14 protein-coding genes and 1 tRNA gene are annotated in these 16,122 nt (G+C 69.2%); 6 read left to right on the top strand and 9 right to left on the bottom strand.

Features of this window, described 5'->3' with window-relative positions:
* Positions 1 to 60 precede the first annotated feature (60 nt).
* The 6 genes from D6850_RS07900 to D6850_RS07875 all read left to right on the top strand — a co-directional run bounded on the left by D6850_RS07900 (position 61) and on the right by D6850_RS07875 (position 8,227).
* Positions 61 to 1,365 carry a phenylacetate--CoA ligase family protein gene (locus D6850_RS07900; protein WP_121166841.1) on the top strand — a complete coding sequence of 435 codons (1,305 nt, stop codon included), beginning with the start codon at positions 61 to 63 and terminating at the stop codon, positions 1,363 to 1,365.
* Entirely contained in the window at positions 1,362 to 2,126 is a 765-nt protein-coding gene (locus tag D6850_RS07895) for an enoyl-CoA hydratase/isomerase family protein (RefSeq protein WP_121165611.1), read from the top strand. Before D6850_RS07900 ends, D6850_RS07895 begins: the two co-directional genes overlap by 4 nt.
* A gap of 91 nt (positions 2,127 to 2,217) precedes the next feature.
* Positions 2,218 to 2,895 carry an SOS response-associated peptidase gene (locus tag D6850_RS07890; protein ID WP_121165609.1) on the top strand — a complete coding sequence of 226 codons (678 nt, stop codon included), beginning with the start codon at positions 2,218 to 2,220 and terminating at the stop codon, positions 2,893 to 2,895.
* On the top strand, positions 2,885 to 3,463 hold the full coding sequence (locus D6850_RS07885) for an ImuA family protein (RefSeq protein WP_121165607.1): 579 nt from the start codon (positions 2,885 to 2,887) through the stop codon (positions 3,461 to 3,463). The genes D6850_RS07890 and D6850_RS07885 overlap by 11 nt, the downstream gene beginning before the upstream one ends.
* The gene (locus D6850_RS07880; protein WP_121165605.1) at positions 3,390 to 4,889 is read left to right on the top strand and encodes a Y-family DNA polymerase; all 1,500 of its coding nucleotides are present in this window, start codon (positions 3,390 to 3,392) and stop codon (positions 4,887 to 4,889) included. Before D6850_RS07885 ends, D6850_RS07880 begins: the two co-directional genes overlap by 74 nt.
* On the top strand, positions 4,886 to 8,227 hold the full coding sequence (locus tag D6850_RS07875; RefSeq protein ID WP_121165602.1) for an error-prone DNA polymerase: 3,342 nt from the start codon (positions 4,886 to 4,888) through the stop codon (positions 8,225 to 8,227). Before D6850_RS07880 ends, D6850_RS07875 begins: the two co-directional genes overlap by 4 nt.
* A gap of 153 nt (positions 8,228 to 8,380) precedes the next feature.
* On the opposite strand, the gene D6850_RS07870 is transcribed toward D6850_RS07875, so the two are convergent.
* The 9 genes from D6850_RS07870 to fabF all read right to left on the bottom strand — a co-directional run bounded on the left by D6850_RS07870 (position 8,381) and on the right by fabF (position 16,031).
* Positions 8,381 to 8,455, bottom strand: a tRNA-Phe gene (locus tag D6850_RS07870).
* 79 nt (positions 8,456 to 8,534) lie between these two features.
* Positions 8,535 to 8,729 carry a DNA gyrase inhibitor YacG gene (locus tag D6850_RS07865; protein WP_121165600.1) on the bottom strand — a complete coding sequence of 65 codons (195 nt, stop codon included), beginning with the start codon at positions 8,727 to 8,729 and terminating at the stop codon, positions 8,535 to 8,537.
* Positions 8,726 to 9,745 carry a ribonuclease E/G gene (locus D6850_RS07860; RefSeq protein ID WP_121165598.1) on the bottom strand — a complete coding sequence of 340 codons (1,020 nt, stop codon included), beginning with the start codon at positions 9,743 to 9,745 and terminating at the stop codon, positions 8,726 to 8,728. The genes D6850_RS07865 and D6850_RS07860 overlap by 4 nt, the downstream gene beginning before the upstream one ends.
* Positions 9,742 to 10,344, bottom strand: coding sequence for a Maf family protein (locus tag D6850_RS07855; protein WP_121166839.1), 603 nt, complete (start codon positions 10,342 to 10,344; stop codon positions 9,742 to 9,744). Before D6850_RS07855 ends, D6850_RS07860 begins: the two co-directional genes overlap by 4 nt.
* A 94-nt stretch (positions 10,345 to 10,438) precedes the next feature.
* Complete coding sequence (infA, locus tag D6850_RS07850) at positions 10,439 to 10,657, bottom strand: translation initiation factor IF-1 (protein ID WP_108691992.1); 219 nt, start codon at positions 10,655 to 10,657, stop codon at positions 10,439 to 10,441.
* A gap of 114 nt (positions 10,658 to 10,771) precedes the next feature.
* Positions 10,772 to 11,656, bottom strand: a complete 885-nt coding sequence (locus tag D6850_RS07845; protein WP_121165596.1) for a carbon-nitrogen hydrolase family protein — start codon at positions 11,654 to 11,656, stop codon at positions 10,772 to 10,774.
* A gap of 63 nt (positions 11,657 to 11,719) precedes the next feature.
* Positions 11,720 to 13,516, bottom strand: a complete 1,797-nt coding sequence (locus D6850_RS07840; protein WP_121166837.1) for an ABC transporter transmembrane domain-containing protein — start codon at positions 13,514 to 13,516, stop codon at positions 11,720 to 11,722.
* 98 nt (positions 13,517 to 13,614) lie between these two features.
* The gene (gene mltG, locus D6850_RS07835) at positions 13,615 to 14,772 is read right to left on the bottom strand and encodes an endolytic transglycosylase MltG (RefSeq protein WP_121165594.1); all 1,158 of its coding nucleotides are present in this window, start codon (positions 14,770 to 14,772) and stop codon (positions 13,615 to 13,617) included.
* A complete protein-coding gene (fabF, locus tag D6850_RS07830; protein WP_121165593.1) occupies positions 14,772 to 16,031 on the bottom strand; it encodes a beta-ketoacyl-ACP synthase II in 1,260 nt (419 codons plus the stop codon). The genes mltG and fabF overlap by 1 nt, the downstream gene beginning before the upstream one ends.
* Positions 16,032 to 16,122 lie beyond the last annotated feature (91 nt).

Below are 16,122 nucleotides of genomic sequence, written 5' to 3'. Positions count from 1 at the left end.
TCGCCTCGCGCCCGGTAGTCTGACGCCTGTGAGGATAGCTTGCAGGACGAGGGGGGCGCCATGACCGGGCTTGACCGCGCCGAGACGCTGGAACGCGACGCGCTGGCGCAAGAGGCGCAGGCGGCATGGGAGCGTCAGCGCGCGCATGTGACGGACAATTCCGCGTTCTACGCCGATTTGTGGGACGGACGCGCCGCGCCGGCCGACCTGCGCGACCTGCCCGAACTGCCGCTGTCGGACAAGGCGCAGCTGCGCGCCGCGCAGGCCGAACACCCGCCCTTCGGCAATTACCTCGCCACCGACCGCGCGGCGGTGACCCGGCTGCACCGGACCTCGGGGACCACCGGGCAGGCGATGAATCTCGCGCTGTCGGCGCGCGATTGCCGCATCACCGAGGCGGTGGGCGGGCGCAGCCACCGCGCCGCCGGGCTCACGCCGGCGCATACGGTCGTGCATTGCCTCAACTACCGGATGTGGATGGGCGGGCTCACCGATCACATGACGCTCGAGGCGACCGGCGCGCTCGTCGTGCCGTTCGGCGTGGGCGAAACCGAAACGCTGATCCGCACCATCCGCGAGGTCGGCATCGACGCGATCTCCTGCACGCCCTCCTACCCGGCGGTGCTGAAGCGGGTGCTGGAGGAGAAGTTTCCCGATCTGAAACCTGCCGACCTGGGGCTGAAGCTCGGCCTTTTCGGGGGCGAACCGGGGCTTGACGACCCGGCCTTGCGCACGCGGCTGCGCGACACCTGGGGGCTTGAGCCGCGCAACGCGAATTACGGCGTCTCGGACGTGTTCTCGAACTTCGCGGCGCAATGCGTTCTCGATGCGCGGCTGCATTTCCTCGCTGGCGATGTCCTTCACCCCGAACTGGTCGACCCCGAAGGCGACGCGCCCCACCCCATCGCGCCGGGCGCGCGGGGGGAACTGGTGCTGACCCATCTCGACCGGGAATGCCAGCCGCTGGTGCGGTTCCGCACCGGCGACGTGATCGCGGTCGAGGACACCGAGCCCTGCCGCTGCGGGCGCACGGGGTTCCGCTTTCGCGTGGTGGGGCGCTGCGACGACATGGTGGTGGTGCGCGGGCTCAACCTCTTTCCGACGATGGTGGGGGCGGTCCTGGCCGCGCAGGCGGAACTATCGGGCGATTATCGCATCATACTGGACGCGCCCCCGCCCCATGACGTGCTGCCGGTCACGGCCGAGCTTGCCCGCGGCGCGCAGGGCGGCCCGGCGCTGGTCGAACGGATCGAAGCGGCGCTCAAGCGCGAGCTGGGCGCGACGGCGCGGGTGACGCTGGCGCCGCACGGCGCCTTCCCGGTGACCGAGGGCAAGACGAAGCGTGTGAGGAGAGAGTACGAATGAGCGATTTCACCTATGACACCGTGCTGAGCGAACTGGACGAGACCGGCGTGCGCAAGCTCACGCTCAACCGTCCCGCAAGCCTCAACGCGATGAACCGCGCGCTGATCGACGACGTGGCGCGCGCCTTCGCCGACGCCAACGCCTGCCCGCAAACCCGCGTCATCCTCCTCACCGGCGCGGGGCGCGCCTTTTGCGCGGGCGACGACCGCAAGGAGCACACCCATCCCGAGACCGAGGCCGAGGCGCGCGATCTGGTCGAGTCGATCCAGGCCGCGACCCGCGCCATCACCTTTGGCGAAAAGCCGGTCGTCGGCGCGATCAACGGCTGGGCCGTGGGCGGCGGGTTCGAGTGGGCGATCAACTGCGACTTCCCCGTCTGGGGCGAAAGCGCGAAGGGGTTCTTCCCCGAGATGAGCCTCGGCCTTTTCGTCACCGGCGCGGTGACGGCGCTGCTGCCCGCGCTCGCCGGGTTGCAGATGGCGCGCGAGATGCTGTTCCTCGGGCGCACCTACACCGCGCCCGAACTGCTGGCGGCCGGGGTGGCGTGGCGCGTGGCCCCGGACGCCGCGCTGATGGACGAGGCGCGGCAGGTGGCGCGCGAGGTCGCCGCGCTGCCGCCAAACGCGGTGCGGCTGATGAAACGCGCGCTGGGCGCGACGGCGCAATCGGATATCGAGAACGCCTTGCGGATCGAGACCGAGGCGACCGTCGCCGGCTTTCTCGACCCCGAAACCACCGAACGTCTGCTTGCCTTCAGGTAAGGCCAGCCGCCCACATCCGGTCTTTTCAGAGACGCCGCGTTCTGCCATTGTTCCTGATCGAATCCCGTGCCGATTCCAGCGAGCGTCCTGCATGTGCAATCTCTATTCCCAGACCAAGAGCCAGGACGCGATGCGGCATGTCTTCGACGACATGCTGGAGGATGGCGAAGGGTTCATCGACGAGACCGGCAACCTGCCCGCGCTTCCGGGTATCTGGCCGGACTATTCCGCGCCCGTCATCCGGAGCGGCGCCGAGGGTTGGCGGCTGAGCATGGCGCGCTGGGGGATGCCGACGCCGCCGAAATACCTCGAGGGCAAGAGAGTGGACAAGGGCGTGACCAACATCCGCAACGTGGCCTCGCCGCATTGGCGGCGCTGGCTGGGGGTGGAGCATCGCTGCCTTGTGCCGTTCACCAGCTTTTCGGAACTTGACCAGCGCCGGGACGCTGCGCGCAATTCGCCGGTCTGGTTCGCCTTGGACGAGGATCGGCCGCTCGGCTTTTTCGCCGGGCTGCGCACGGAATGGACCTCGGTGCGCAAGCTGAAGGAGGGCGAGGTGACGGCCGAGCTGTTCGGCTTCCTGACCTGCCCGGCCAATGCCGAGGTGGCCCCGGTGCATCCCAAGGCGATGCCGGTGATCCTGACCAGGCCCGAGGACTGGCGCACATGGCTGACCGCGCCTCCGGAGATCGCGCTGACCCTGCAACGCCCGTTGCCGGACGGGATGCTGAAGATCGTGGCCGAAGGGGTGCGCGAAGATGGCGGATGAGACAGCACCCCCCGCCCTCGCCCCGGCGCGAGTGCATGAGGCCGAAGGCCCCGGGAGGCGCGCCTTTGCGCTCTGGCAGGCGGCGCGGCACGATGGACCGCTGATCTGGGTGCTGCCGACCCATGCGGCGCATCTGCCGATGCTGCGCGGCCTGCCCGAAGGCGTGGGCGCGCGGCTGCACATCCTCCGCCCGGCCAATGAGCTTGACCTGCTCTGGAGCGTCGAAGAATGCCTGCGCTCGCCTGGCGTCGCGCTGGTCATCGCCGAGCCGGAGAAACCCCTGTCGCTGATCGCCGGGAGACGCCTGCAACTGGCGGCGGAGGCGGGGCGGACCAGCGGCCTGATGCTGATCCGCGAAGACCAGGGCAGCAACGCGGCCGAGACGCGCTGGCGCTGCGCGCCGATTGCGGGCGATGGCGGGGACTCGACTCTGCATCGGTGGGAACTTAAAAAGAACAAAAAGGGAACACTGGGAACCTGGACCACGAATTGGAATGGTAAGACGACTGCTCTGCATCTGGTTTGCGCGACTGGCGAGCGAAACCAGCCTGCGCAGGCGCCCCGTTGAAGGGGCCTTCGCCCTGATCCTTCGGTCGGGGAACGCCGATCATCTGCATTGCCTGAACGCAGAGGCCGAATCGCGGGGGTTGCACCGTGGCATGGCGCTGGCCGACGCGCGCGCGATCTGCCCCGGCCTCATCACCCGGCCCGCCGACCTGAGGCGCGAGGCGGCGGCGCTGGCCGCCCTGCGGCGGTGGGCGGGGCGCTATGCGCCGATGGTGGCGCGCGACGGGACCGACGGGCTGGTGGCCGACATCACCGGCGTGCCTCATCTCTTCGGCGGCGAGGCGGAACTGCGCGCCGATCTGCACGCGCGCCTCGCCCGCGCCGGCCTCAGTGCGGCCAGTGCGATTGCCGAAACCCGCGGCGCGGCCCATGCGCTGGCCCGTCACGGCGGCGGCATCATACCGGAAGGCGCGCTGGCGGATGGCGTCGGCGCCCTGCCCGTTTCCGCTCTGCGGATCGACGCGGCGACGGCGCTGGCGCTCGGACGCATGGGGCTGGCGCGCATTGCCGATCTGATCAGTCAACCTCGGGCCCCGCTTGCGCGCCGCTTCGGCTCCGGTCTGATGCTGCGGCTCGACCAGGCTCTCGGGCACCAGCCCGAGCCGATATCGCCTGAGGCCGAGCTGCCGCGTTTCAGCATACGCATGACCCTGCCGGAGCCGATCGGCCTGCACGCGGACGTGACGGCAGGTCTGACCCGGCTGCTGGAACGGCTCTGCGCTATGCTCACCCAGCACGAACGCGGCGCGCGACGGTTGCGGTTGGAGCTGCATCGGGTGGATCACGAAAAGGCCGAGGTCGAGATCGGCCTGGCGCGCGCGATGCGCGATGCGAACCGTATTGCCGCGCTCTTTGCGAAAGGCATCGACGAGGTTGACGCCGGGTTCGGGATCGAGGCGATGCGCCTGACGGCCCATGTGACCGAACCTCTGGCGCCCGAGCAGATCGGCGGGTCGCGAACGATAGCCCGCGAGGACGCGCTGGCTGATCTCTTCTCCTCGCTCGGCAACCGGCTCGGGTTCGACCGGGTGCTGCGACTGCTGCCGGCCGAGAGCGACATCCCCGAGCGCAGCTTCATCATCGCCCCCGCCGCCCACAGCGCGCCCGAGACGCCGCCGCCCCATCGCGGCCCGGAGCGTCCGATCATCATCTTCCCGCCCGAGCCGGTGACGCCACGGGGCGGCAACCGGCGCGGCCATCCGCCCTCCGCCTTTCGCTGGCGGCGCATGGGTTTCACCACGCTGCGCGCCACCGGACCGGAGCGAATCGCGCCGGAATGGTGGTTTGACGATCCCGCCTGGCGCACGGGCCTGCGCGATTACTGGCGGGTGGAGACGCGCGAGGGGCCGCGCTTGTGGCTCTTCCACACGCCGCAGGCCACCGCCTGGGCCGCACAGCACTGGTTCGCGCAAGGGGAATTCGCATGAGTCCCTATGCCGAGCTGTGCGTGACCAGCAATTTCACCTTCCTGCGCGGCGCCTCGCACCCCGAGGAACTGGTGACGCGCGCGACCGAGCTGGGTCTTGCCGCGATCGCCATCACCGACCGCAATTCGGTCGCGGGCGTAGTGCGCGCCTTCTCCGCGCTGAAGGAACTGGAGCGGCTGCGCGAGGAAGCGCAGGCCGGCGGGACGGCGCGCGAAGGCCCGGCCGTTCGGTCGCGGCAGGTCACCGATCCTTCCAGCCGCCAGACCCTGCGCCTGCGCGAGGACGGCCCGCTGATCCCCGCCGACCGCGCCTTGCCAAAGCTGATCGCGGGCGCGCGGCTGGTGCTGGCAGACAGCGCGGTGGACTGGCTGGCCCTGCCCACCGATGTCGCCGCCTGGGCGCGGCTGACCCGCCTGCTCTCGCTCGGCAAGCGGCGCGCCGAGAAGGGCGAGTGCCGCCTGACGCGCGCCGACCTGCTGGACTGGGGCAAGGACATGGTGCTGATCGCGCTGCCGCCAGACCCGCTGGAGACGGTCGAAGACGCGGCGGACGATCTGCGCCAGGTGCTGCGCGCCTTCCCGGGGCGCTGCTTTCTGGGCGCCGCCCCGCGCTATGACGGGCGCGATCCGGCGCGGCTCGACCGGCTCGCACAGGTTTCGCAGGCCACCGGGCAGCCCATGGTGGCCGTGGGCGATGTGCTGATGCATCGCGCCGCGCGCCGCCCCTTGGCCGATGTGCTGACCTGCATCCGCGAGGGGTGCACCATCGACACTATCGGCACCCAGCGGCTGACCAATGGCGAACGCCGGCTGAAAGCGCCGGAAGAGATGGCCCGGATGTTTCACCGTCATCCCGCCGCGCTCCGCCGCACCCTGGAAATTGCCGATGCCTGCGCCTTTCGCCTTGATGACCTGCGCTATCACTATCCCGACGAGGCTGTGGAGGGCGAGCCCGCGCAGGCCCGGCTGGAACGGCTGGCCCGCGAAGGGCTGCACTGGCGCTATCCCGAAGGGCCGCCCGCCAAGATCACCGGACGCGTGGAAAAGGAACTGCGGCTGATCGGCGAAATGGGCTATGCCCCCTATTTCCTGACTGTGCATGACATCGTGGCTTTCGCACGCTCGCGCGGAATCCTCTGCCAGGGGCGGGGATCGGCGGCCAATTCGGTAATCTGCTACCTGCTGGGCATGACCGAGGTGCCGCCCGAGTCGATCACCCTCATCTTCGAGCGGTTCATCAGCAAGGAGCGCGGCGAGCCGCCCGATATCGACGTCGATTTCGAACATGAGCGCCGCGAGGAGGTGATCCAATGGATCTACGAACGCTATGGCCGTCACCGCGCCGGCCTGACCGCGACCGTGATCCATTTCCGCTCGCGCGCCGCCATCCGCGAGGTGGGCAAGGTGATGGGCCTCAGCCAGGACGTGATCGCCCGGCTTTCCGGGCAGATCTGGGGCTGGTCGTCCAGCGCGCCGGGCGAGGAGCGGATGCGCGACGCCGGCATCGATCCCGCCGACGCCCGCGTGGCGCTGGCCGCAAGACTGATCCGCGAGATCATCGGCTTTCCCCGCCATCTCAGCCAGCATGTCGGCGGCTTCGTCATCACCCATGGTCGGCTCGATGAGCTCTGCCCGATCGAGAACGCGGCGATGGAGAATCGCACGATCATCGAATGGGACAAGGACGACATCGACGCGCTCGGGCTGTTGAAGGTCGATATCCTGGCGCTCGGCATGCTGACCTGCATCCGCAAGGCCTTTGGTCTTCTCGCCGACCATCGCCAGCAGCACCTGACGCTCGCCAATATCCCGTCCGAGGACGACGCGGTTTACGACATGCTGTGCCGCGCCGACGCCATCGGCGTTTTCCAGGTCGAAAGCCGCGCGCAGCTCAATTTCCTGCCCCGGATGCAGCCGCGCAAGTTCTACGACCTGGTCTGCGAGGTCGCCATCGTGCGCCCCGGCCCGATCCAGGGCGGCATGGTGCACCCCTTCATCAACCGCCGCGAGGGCCGCGAGAAGGTCGAAGACCTCGGCCCCGCGCTGATGGAGGTGCTGGGGCGCACCTATGGCGTGCCGCTGTTTCAGGAACAGGCGATGCAGATCGCCGTGGTCGCCGCCGGCTTCACGGCGGCCGAGGCCGACCGCCTGCGCCGCTCGCTCGCCACGTTCAAGCGCATGGGCACTATCGGCGCCTTCCGCGAGCGGTTCGTGTCGGGCATGCTGGCGCGCGGCCACAAGGCGGATTTCGCCGAACGTTGTTTCGCGCAGATCGAGGGGTTTGGATCTTACGGCTTTCCCGAAAGCCACGCGGCCAGCTTTGCGAGGCTGGTCTATGTCTCAGCCTGGCTCAAATGCCATCATCCGGCGGTCTTCACCTGCGCGTTGCTGAACAGCCAGCCGATGGGCTTCTACGCCCCGGCGCAACTGGTGCGGGACGCCCGCGATCATGGCGTCGAGCTGCGCCCCGTTTCGGTCAACCACTCGGTCTGGGATTGCACGCTGGAGCCGCGCCCCGACGGCGAGCTGGCATTGCGGCTCGGGTTCCGGCAGATCAAGGGGATGCGCGAGGAGGATGCGGACTGGATCGAGGCGGCGCGCGGCAATGGCTACCCGGATGTCGAGGCCATCTGGCGCCGGGCCGGGGTGCCGCCCAAGGCGCTGGAGCGGCTGGCCGAGGCTGACGCCTTCGCATCGATCGGCCAGAGCCGCCGCGCCGCGCTCTGGGCCGCCCGCGCCCTGCGCGCGCCAAAGCCCCTGCCGCTTTTCGGCGCGGATGGCGAGGGCGCGGCAGAGCCCGAGGCCGCGTTGCCCGACATGACGCTGGGCCAGGAGGTGATCGAGGATTACCTCTCGCTGCGCCTCAGCTTGCGCGCCCATCCGCTGGAGCTGCTCCGCCCCCGTCTGCCGAAAAGCCTGCCCCATGAGCGCCTCGCGCAGACCAAGGGCCGCATCACCGTCACCGGCCTCGTCATCACCCGCCAGCGCCCCGGCACCGCCTCGGGGGTGGTCTTCCTGACGCTGGAGGACGAAACCGGCGCCGCCAACATCGTGGTCTGGCGCAAGATCTACGAAAGGTTCCGCAAGGCGGTCATTGCCGGGCGGCTCCTGTGCGTCACTGGCAGGATCGAACGCAAGGGTCAGGTTGTCCATCTGATCGCCGAGAATATCGAAGACGTCTCACCCCTGCTCGGGACCCTCGGCCACGGCGCGCCGGCCGGGACCGATGGCGGTCGCACCGACGATGCGCGCCGCCTGCCCCGCGGCAGCCCTCGCGCAAATTCGCGCCATCCACGCGAGCAGGCGAAGAAACTCTTCCCAAGTCGGGATTTCCACTGATCCCGCAGCCTACAACCTCAGTCTTAATGTGTTGACCGTTCGAGATCGCCCCGTCTCGCCGAAGGTAAACATGCGTGAAACGGTCGCCGGCATGGTTTTGGCTCCAAGCACTTGCGAGAATCTGAAATAACACCAATGCGTTAACTGAAGGAATGGTGCCCGGGGGCGGAATCGAACCACCGACACGAGGATTTTCAATCCACTGCTCTACCCCTGAGCTACCCGGGCACGGGTGAACGCGGCGGCGTTCGGGTGAGCGCGTTCTAGGCGAGGGGTGGGCGGCTGTCCAGAGGGATCGGCAATTATTTCAGCGAGGCTTGGCAATGGACCCCTCGCGCTCCTGCGCGGCGGCTTCCGCCGCCTCCTCCATGTCTTCCGGGTCGCGCGAGGGGACGGCATATTCGCCGCCCAGCCACTTGCCGAGGTCGACATCCGCGCAGCGCCCGGAGCAGAACGGGCGGAACCTCGCGACCGTGGGCCGCTTGCAGATCGGGCAGGTCATGGCAGGCGCTCCTCCAGCGGCAGGCGGTCGCGTTTGCGCTGCAGCTCGTAATGGCCCAGCGGCGTCCAGCCGACAAGCACGGTGTCGACCGGATCGGCGCGGAACGCGGCCCGCAGCGCGTTCTCGAACTGGCGGCGGTCCTTCTTCGCCATCGGGGCGAGGTCGAGCGTGATCTGCCCGCCGAGGCCGCGCAGCCGCAACTGGCGGGGCAGCGCGCGCGCGCAGCCCATGTTCGCCTTTAGCGCGGCCGCCGGGCTGGCGTCGCCACCGGTGTTCACGTCGACCGCCACCAATGCGCGCGTCGGCTCCACGTAGAACGCGCCGCCGCCGGCAAGCGGCGCGCGCGCGCTGCGCAGGCTCTCAACCTGGTCGAGCACGTCCAGCGCCTCGAACCCGCCGGGCGCGCGATACACCATGTCCACCTCCCAGTCGCGCCAGGCCAGCGCGTGCGGCGCGTCGCCTTCGGTCAGCACCTCGGCGCCGGCGCCCTCGTCCGTCAGGACGGTATGGGCGAGGTCGACCATCGCGCGGATGTCCTCGGCGATCTCGCCGGCCTCCGCCGTCGCGCTGGCCGAGCGCAGGATAAGCCCGAAATCCGCCCCCTCCATCGCCTCGTGCGCGAGCTCGAGCAGCGCGTCGCGGCGCGCCTCGTCCCTGATGCCGCGCGCCACGTTGAGGCCAGGCGCGCCGGGCGTGACGATAGCGTAGCGGCTCTTGAACAGCAGCTTCTGCGTGACCGGAATCGCCTTGCCGGGCTCCGCGTGGCCCGTGACCTGCACCAGCAGCGACTGGCCGGGGGACACGCCCCGGACCTGGCGCAGGAAGGCGGAGCCGTCGGGCGTGCGCAGAAAGATCCCGCCCTGCCCCTTGACCGGGCGGTCGGCGATGGCGCGGTAAATGGTCCCGGGGCGCGGGCCGTCGCCGTCGATCAGCAGATCGTCGAGTACGCCGTCGACCAGCAGCGCCGCGGCCTCGGCCCCACCCATATGATCCAGCACGGCCATTCGCCCCTTCATGTCGCGCCTCTCCAAAGCGGATAGCCCGCCGCCTGCAACAGCCCCGCGGTCTCGGCCAGCGGCAGGCCGACGACGCCGGTGAAGGATCCGCTCAGCCACGGGATGAAGGCGCCCGCGGGCCCCTGGATGCCGTAGCCGCCCGCCTTGCCCCGCCAGTCGCCGGTGGCGAGATAGCCCGTCAGTTCCTCCTCCGACAGCCGCTTCATGCGCACATAACTCAGCACGTCGCGTCGCCAGACACGTCCGCCACGCCGCAGCGCCACGGCGGTGATGACGCGGTGACGCCGCCCCGAGAGCGCGCGCAGGAATTGCGCGGCCTCCCCGGCGTCCGCGGGTTTGCCGAGGATACGCCGCCCGAGCGCCACAGTCGTGTCGGCGGCGAGAACGATGTCGTCCGCATCCGCATTCACCGCCTGCGCCTTTTCCAGCGCCATGCGCGCGCAATAGGGGCGCGGCAGTTCCGATTTTCCGGGGGTCTCGTCGATCTCGGGCGGGCGGATGTCGTTCGCCGCCACGCCAAGCTGCGCCAGCAGGTCGCGCCGCCGCGGACTGGCGGAGCCCAGGATGAGGCGGGGCGCGGCGGCAGGGGAAACTGACATCATTGCACCCTGTTGGCAGGCGGGGCGCGGCCGCTTTTCGCCGGCGGCGAAAAGCTTTCCCGCACGAATGAAACGGCGCTACGCGCCATTCGCCCTATTTGAAGCGATAGTTGATCCGACCCTTGGTCAGATCGTACGGGGTCATCTCGACCTGCACCTTGTCGCCGGCAAGGACGCGGATGCGGTTCTTGCGCATCTTGCCTGCCGTGTGCGCGATGATCTCATGGCCGTTCTCAAGCTCGACCTTGAATGTCGCGTTCGGCAGGAGTTCCTTGACGACACCGGGAAATTCGAGCGTATCTTCCTTGGCCATGTGTTCTCCTACGTGAAACACTCCGCAGGGGCGGAGTAATTGCGCATTAAATGGCCCCATCGGCGGGAATTTTCAAGCCACAATCGTGCGACATGATGCGCCGGGCGACCCCGCCTAGCCCAGCCGCACCGGCGCGGGCGGCGCGTCGCGCCCGTCCTGCTCGCTCCAGTGGCTGCGGTTCAACACCCCGCCATCGGCGCGCACATGGGCGATGGCGCGGGGGTCGACCTCGGCAAAGGTCCAGCCGGGCGCGTCCATCACCCCTTCGGCCAGCACGCCGGTCTGCGGGAACCCGGCGTCGGGCGGGCCGAACACGCCGCCGCGCCCGGTGTTCACGTCCACCGCGGGCGACCACGGCGCCTCGCCTGTGAGCGAGGCCATTACGCTCACGCATTGCTGTTCCAGCGCGCGGGCCATCGAGCCGATGCGCACCCGCGAATAGCCCGAAAGCGCCTCGGTGCAGGACGGCGCGAGGATCAGGTCGGCCCCGGACACGGCGCGGCCCAGCAGGGGGAATTCGCAGTCATAACAGATCAGGATCGCGATCTTGCCGAGGCTCGTGTCAAACACCCGCAGCGGCCCGCCCGGGGCGATATCCCAGGGAGCGCGCTCGAACCGGGTCATGATCTGCTTGTCCTGCGCGCCGCGCCCGCCCGTGGGCGAGAAAAGCCGCGCGCGGTTCACCGGACGCGCGCTGATCGCGTCATCGAATACCGGCGCGGAACCGGCGAGGATATGCACCTTATGCCGCGCGGCGAGATCGGCGTGCAGATCGTCCGCGTCTGCGATCCGTTCGGACACCGCGTGCAGGCAGCCTTCGAGATCGCCGGCGGCGGCCTCGCCCGCCAGCGTCGAGAGCTCCATCGCGCCGTATTCGGGAAAGACCAGCAGTTCGGCCCCTTGCCCGGCGGCGCGGCTGACCCAGTCCTCCAGCTTGGCGGCGTAGTCGGCCCAGGAATCGAGCCAGTCGAGCGGATAGGCGGCGGTCGCGAGTTTCATGCGCCCCATCCTAGCCGCAGCGCGCGCGCCGTCCAGCCCGAAAGCGGATCGTCTCGGACGCCCTCACGCCGCCGCATCGCCGGTGAATTGCAGCCGCGCGAGGCGCGCATAGAGCCCGTCCTCGGCAACGAGGCTGTCATGCGTGCCGGTCGCGGCGATCCGTCCCTCGTCCAGAACGATGATCCGGTCCGCCTTCTTCACGGTGGCGAGACGGTGCGCCACGATGATCGTGGTGCGTCCCTTCGCCAGCTCCTCGACCGCGCCCTGCACCGCGCGTTCGCTTTCGGCGTCAAGCGACGAGGTCGCCTCGTCCAGCAGCAGCACCGGCGCGTCGCGCAGGATCGCGCGCGCGATGGCGATGCGCTGTTTCTGCCCGCCTGAGAGCATCACGCCGCGTTCGCCGACCTCACTGTCATAGCCCTGGGGCAGCGCGGTGATGAACTCGTGCGCGGCCGACGCGCGCGCGGCGGCCTCGACCTCGGCGTCGCTGGCGTCGCGGCGGCCAAAGCGGATGTTCTCGCGCGCGGTGGCGGCGAAGATCACCGGGTCCTGCGGCACCAGCGCCAGCACCTTGCGAAAGGCGTCGCGGCGCATGTCGCGCAGGTCGACCCCGTCCAGCAGGATGCGCCCCGATTGCGGATCGTAGAACCGCTGGATGAGCTGGATCACCGTCGTCTTGCCCGCGCCCGAAGGGCCGACCAGCGCGACCGTCTCGCCGGGGACGATGCGCAGGTTCAACCCGTCAAGCGCGGACACGCCGGGGCGTGTGGGATAGGCGAACTGCACGTCCTCGAACACGATCTCTCCCTTCGCGGGCGCGGGCGGCGGGAGCGGCGTCGCCGGATCGGTGACCGGATCGGTCGCGTTCAGAAGCTCGATCAATCGCTCGGTCGCGCCCGCCGCGCGCTGCAACTCGCCCCAGATTTCCGACAGCGCGGCCACCGAGCCCGCGACCATCACCGAGTAGATCACGAACTGCACCAGCAGCCCCGGCGTCATGTCGCCGGTGCGCACCGCGTTGGCGCCGAACCACAGCACGCCCACCACGCCGCCGAAGACCAGGAAGATCACGATCACCGTCATCCAGGCGCGGGTGCGGATGCGCTCGATCGCCGCGTCGTAGCTGCGTTCGGTCACATCGGAGAACTTGAGCCGGGTCGCATCCTCGTGGGTGAAGGCCTGAACCGTCTGCACGCTCAGCAGCGCCTCGGAGGCCGAGCCCGAGCTTTGCGCGATCCAGTCCTGGTTCTCGCGGCTGAGCTTGCGCAGGCGCCGCCCCAGCACGAGGATCGGCACGATCACCACCGGCACGAGCAAAAGCACCATGCCCGTCATCTTGGTCGCGGTGATCAGCATGAGGATCAGCCCGCCGACGAAAATCAGCAGGTTGCGCAGCGCGATCGAGATGGACGAACCGATCACGCTCAGGATCAGGGTGGTGTCGGTGGTCAGGCGGCTCAGCACCTCGCCGGTCATGATACGCTCGTAGAAGGCCGGGCTCATCCCGATCACCCGGTCGAACACCGCCTTGCGCACGTCCGCGACGACCCGTTCGCCCAGCTTCGAAACCAGCGCGTAGCGCAGCCCCGTGCCCACCGCCAGCAGCCCCGCGATGCCGAGCGCGGCGAGGAAATACTGATCGAGGATTGCGCCGTCGCCGGCGCCGAAATTGTCCACCACCCGGCGCACCGCCAGCGGCAGGACGAGCGACACGCCCGCCGTCAGGATCAGCGCCAGCCCGGCGGCCATCGCCAGCAGCTTGTAAGGCGCGAGGAACGGCCCCAGGGCGCGCAGCGCGCCGATGCGTTTCGATTTCTCGCGATTCAGAAGATCCGCGCCGTTCTCGGCCCTGCGTACCATGTTGCGTCCCTCGGTCCACTGCGGGCGCGTCTTGGCCTCCGCGCCCGGCAAGGTCAATGCGCCGCGCTGCCGCAGTCGCGCGGTCGCGTGGCCCCGCCCTATTCCCCCTGCGTACGCTGCGCCTCGATCTCGCGCCAGCGGGCGACGTTGGCGTTATGCTCCTCCAGCGTCTCGGCGAAGGCGTGCCCGCCGCTGCCGTCGGCGACGAAGAACACGAACTCCGTTTCGGCCGGATGCACCGCCGCCTCGATGCTGGCGCGGCCGGGGTTGGCGATGGGGGTCGCGGGCAGACCGTCGATCACGTAGGTGTTCCACGGCGTCTCGCTGCGCAACTCGCTCTGGCGCAGACCGCGGCCCAGCGTGCCCTTGCCCTCGGTGACGCCGTAGATCACCGTCGGGTCGGTTTGCAGGCGCATGCCGCGGTTCAGCCGGTTGACGAAGACCGACGCGACCTGCCCGCGTTCCTCGGGCACGCCGGTTTCCTTCTCGATGATCGAAGCGAGGGTCAGCATCTCTTCGGGGCTCGCCAGGGGCAGGTCGGGGTCGCGGTCCTGCCATGCGTCCGCGACGATGGCCTCCTGCGCCTCCTGCATGCGCTTGATGAGCGACGCGCGCGTGTCGCCGACCCGCACCTCGTAGCTGTCGGGCGCAAGGCTGCCTTCGGGCGGCAGGGACTCGACCTCGCCCTCGAGCACGTCGACCGCCTTTAGCGCATCGACAATCTGCCAGCTGGTCGCGCCCTCGGCGACGGCCACGCGATAACGGGTATCGGCCTGCGCGCGCACCTTGGTGAACTCGGCCGGCGGTTCATCTGCGACCGGATCGAACTCGGCCTTCTCCACGTAGCGGTTGGTCGCGGGGTCAAGCTCGCGCACGTCGATCTCGCTCTTGGTGACCCCGATCCGGTAGAGCACCTCGGTGCCGCAGGTGCTGGCGCCGCCGCGGGTGATGATGTCGGTGATCTCGGCCATGCTGGCCTGCGGAGGGATCAGCCAGCTGCCCGCCTTCAGATCGCTGTTGCGGTCATGGTATTCCGACCCGATGCGAAAGATCGCGGCGCTGGTGACGGCCCCCTGCTCGGCAAGATCGGTCGACACCTTGCGCATGGAGCTCCCGCTCGGCACCCGCAGGCAGATCTGCTCATCCAGCGGCCCGACGGCGTTGTAGGAATTTTGCCCCCACAGGATCACCCCGCCCAGCAGGAAGATGATCACCACGAGGAACGTCAACGCGTTCGACGCGATATTCCGCCACATCAGCGCAGCTTCCCGAGGCACAGGCTCGCGTTGGTGCCGCCGAAACCAAAGCTGTTGGACATGGCGATATCGACCTTGCGTTCGCGCTTCGCGTTGGGCGCGAGGTCAAGCGGCGTCTCGACCGCCGGGTTGTCGAGGTTGATCGTCGGCGGCGCGACCTGGTCGCGGATCGCGAGGATGGCGAAGATGCCCTCGATCGCGCCCGCCGCGCCCAGAAGGTGGCCGGTCGCGGACTTCGTGGAGCTCATCGTCGCCTTGCCCGCCGCCTCGCCCAGCAGACGTTCGACCGCCCTGAGCTCGATCGTGTCAGCCATCGTCGAAGTGCCGTGCGCGTTGATGTAATCGACCTGCGCGGGATCGACGCCGGCGTGCTTCAGCGCCGCCGCCATCGCGCGGTAGCCGCCGTCGCCATCCTCGCTCGGGGCGGTGATGTGGTAGGCGTCGCCCGACAGGCCATAGCCCAGCACCTCGGCGTAGATCTTCGCGCCGCGCGCGCGGGCGTGTTCCAGTTCCTCGAGCACGACGATGCCCGCGCCCTCGCCCATGACGAATCCGTCCCGGTCCTCGTCATAGGGGCGGCTCGCGCCCTTGGGATCGTCCGCGCGCTTGGTGCTCAGCGCCTTGCAGGCGTTGAACCCGGCGATGCCGATCTCGCAGATCGCCGCCTCGGCGCCGCCGGCGACCATCACGTCCGCATCCCCGAACATGATGAGCCGCGCGGCGTCCCCGATCGCGTGCGCGCCGGTCGAGCACGCGGTCACGACCGCATGGTTCGGCCCCTTGAACCCGTAACGGATGCTGACCTGCCCCGAGATCAGGTTGATGAGCGCGCCGGGAATGAAGAACGGCGACACCCGCCGCGGCCCCTTCTCCCGCATGAGCAGCGTCGTCTGCTCGATGCTCTGCAACCCGCCGATGCCCGAACCGATCATCACGCCGGTGCGCAGGCGGTCCTCCTCGTTCTCGGGGGTCCAGCCGGCGTCCTCGACCGCCTGCTGCGCGGCAGCGATGCCGTAGAGGATGAAATCGTCGACCTTGCGGCGCTCCTTGGGCTCCATGTAGATGTCGGGGTCAAAACTGCCGTCGCTCCCGTCGCCGTAAGGCACTTCGCAGGCGTATTTGGTGACCACGCGCTCGGGGTCGAAGCGGGTGATCGGCCCCGCGCCGGATTCCCCCGCGAGGATACGGCTCCAGCTTTCCTCGACTCCCGAGGCCAAAGGTGTGACCAATCCAAGGCCCGTGACGACAACGCGGCGCATATGCGGCCCCCTAAAACTGCTTCTCAAGGCGTGCATACATCGCATTACGCCCGTTGGGCAAGGGTTAGCGGCCCCGCCGCGCGGCGGGGCG

The sequence above is a fragment of the Roseovarius spongiae genome (assembly GCF_003651245.1).
Classification (GTDB): domain Bacteria; phylum Pseudomonadota; class Alphaproteobacteria; order Rhodobacterales; family Rhodobacteraceae; genus Roseovarius; species Roseovarius spongiae.
This window is presented reverse-complemented; position numbering and strand designations above follow the sequence as displayed.

What these genes read in the sequence shown, in the direction of transcription:
- D6850_RS07900 (WP_121166841.1), top strand. Translation starts at nt 61, where the DNA reads ATGACCGGGCTTGACCGCGCCGAGACGCTGGAACGCGACGCGCTGGCG.
- D6850_RS07895 (WP_121165611.1), top strand. Translation starts at nt 1,362, where the DNA reads ATGAGCGATTTCACCTATGACACCGTGCTGAGCGAACTGGACGAGACC.
- D6850_RS07890 (WP_121165609.1), top strand. Translation starts at nt 2,218, where the DNA reads ATGTGCAATCTCTATTCCCAGACCAAGAGCCAGGACGCGATGCGGCAT.
- D6850_RS07885 (WP_121165607.1), top strand. Translation starts at nt 2,885, where the DNA reads ATGGCGGATGAGACAGCACCCCCCGCCCTCGCCCCGGCGCGAGTGCAT.
- D6850_RS07880 (WP_121165605.1), top strand. Translation starts at nt 3,390, where the DNA reads ATGGTAAGACGACTGCTCTGCATCTGGTTTGCGCGACTGGCGAGCGAA.
- D6850_RS07875 (WP_121165602.1), top strand. Translation starts at nt 4,886, where the DNA reads ATGAGTCCCTATGCCGAGCTGTGCGTGACCAGCAATTTCACCTTCCTG.
- D6850_RS07865 (WP_121165600.1), bottom strand. Translation starts at nt 8,729, where the DNA reads ATGACCTGCCCGATCTGCAAGCGGCCCACGGTCGCGAGGTTCCGCCCG.
- D6850_RS07860 (WP_121165598.1), bottom strand. Translation starts at nt 9,745, where the DNA reads ATGAAGGGGCGAATGGCCGTGCTGGATCATATGGGTGGGGCCGAGGCC.
- D6850_RS07855 (WP_121166839.1), bottom strand. Translation starts at nt 10,344, where the DNA reads ATGTCAGTTTCCCCTGCCGCCGCGCCCCGCCTCATCCTGGGCTCCGCC.
- infA (WP_108691992.1), bottom strand. Translation starts at nt 10,657, where the DNA reads ATGGCCAAGGAAGATACGCTCGAATTTCCCGGTGTCGTCAAGGAACTC.
- D6850_RS07845 (WP_121165596.1), bottom strand. Translation starts at nt 11,656, where the DNA reads ATGAAACTCGCGACCGCCGCCTATCCGCTCGACTGGCTCGATTCCTGG.
- D6850_RS07840 (WP_121166837.1), bottom strand. Translation starts at nt 13,516, where the DNA reads ATGGTACGCAGGGCCGAGAACGGCGCGGATCTTCTGAATCGCGAGAAA.
- mltG (WP_121165594.1), bottom strand. Translation starts at nt 14,772, where the DNA reads ATGTGGCGGAATATCGCGTCGAACGCGTTGACGTTCCTCGTGGTGATC.
- fabF (WP_121165593.1), bottom strand. Translation starts at nt 16,031, where the DNA reads ATGCGCCGCGTTGTCGTCACGGGCCTTGGATTGGTCACACCTTTGGCC.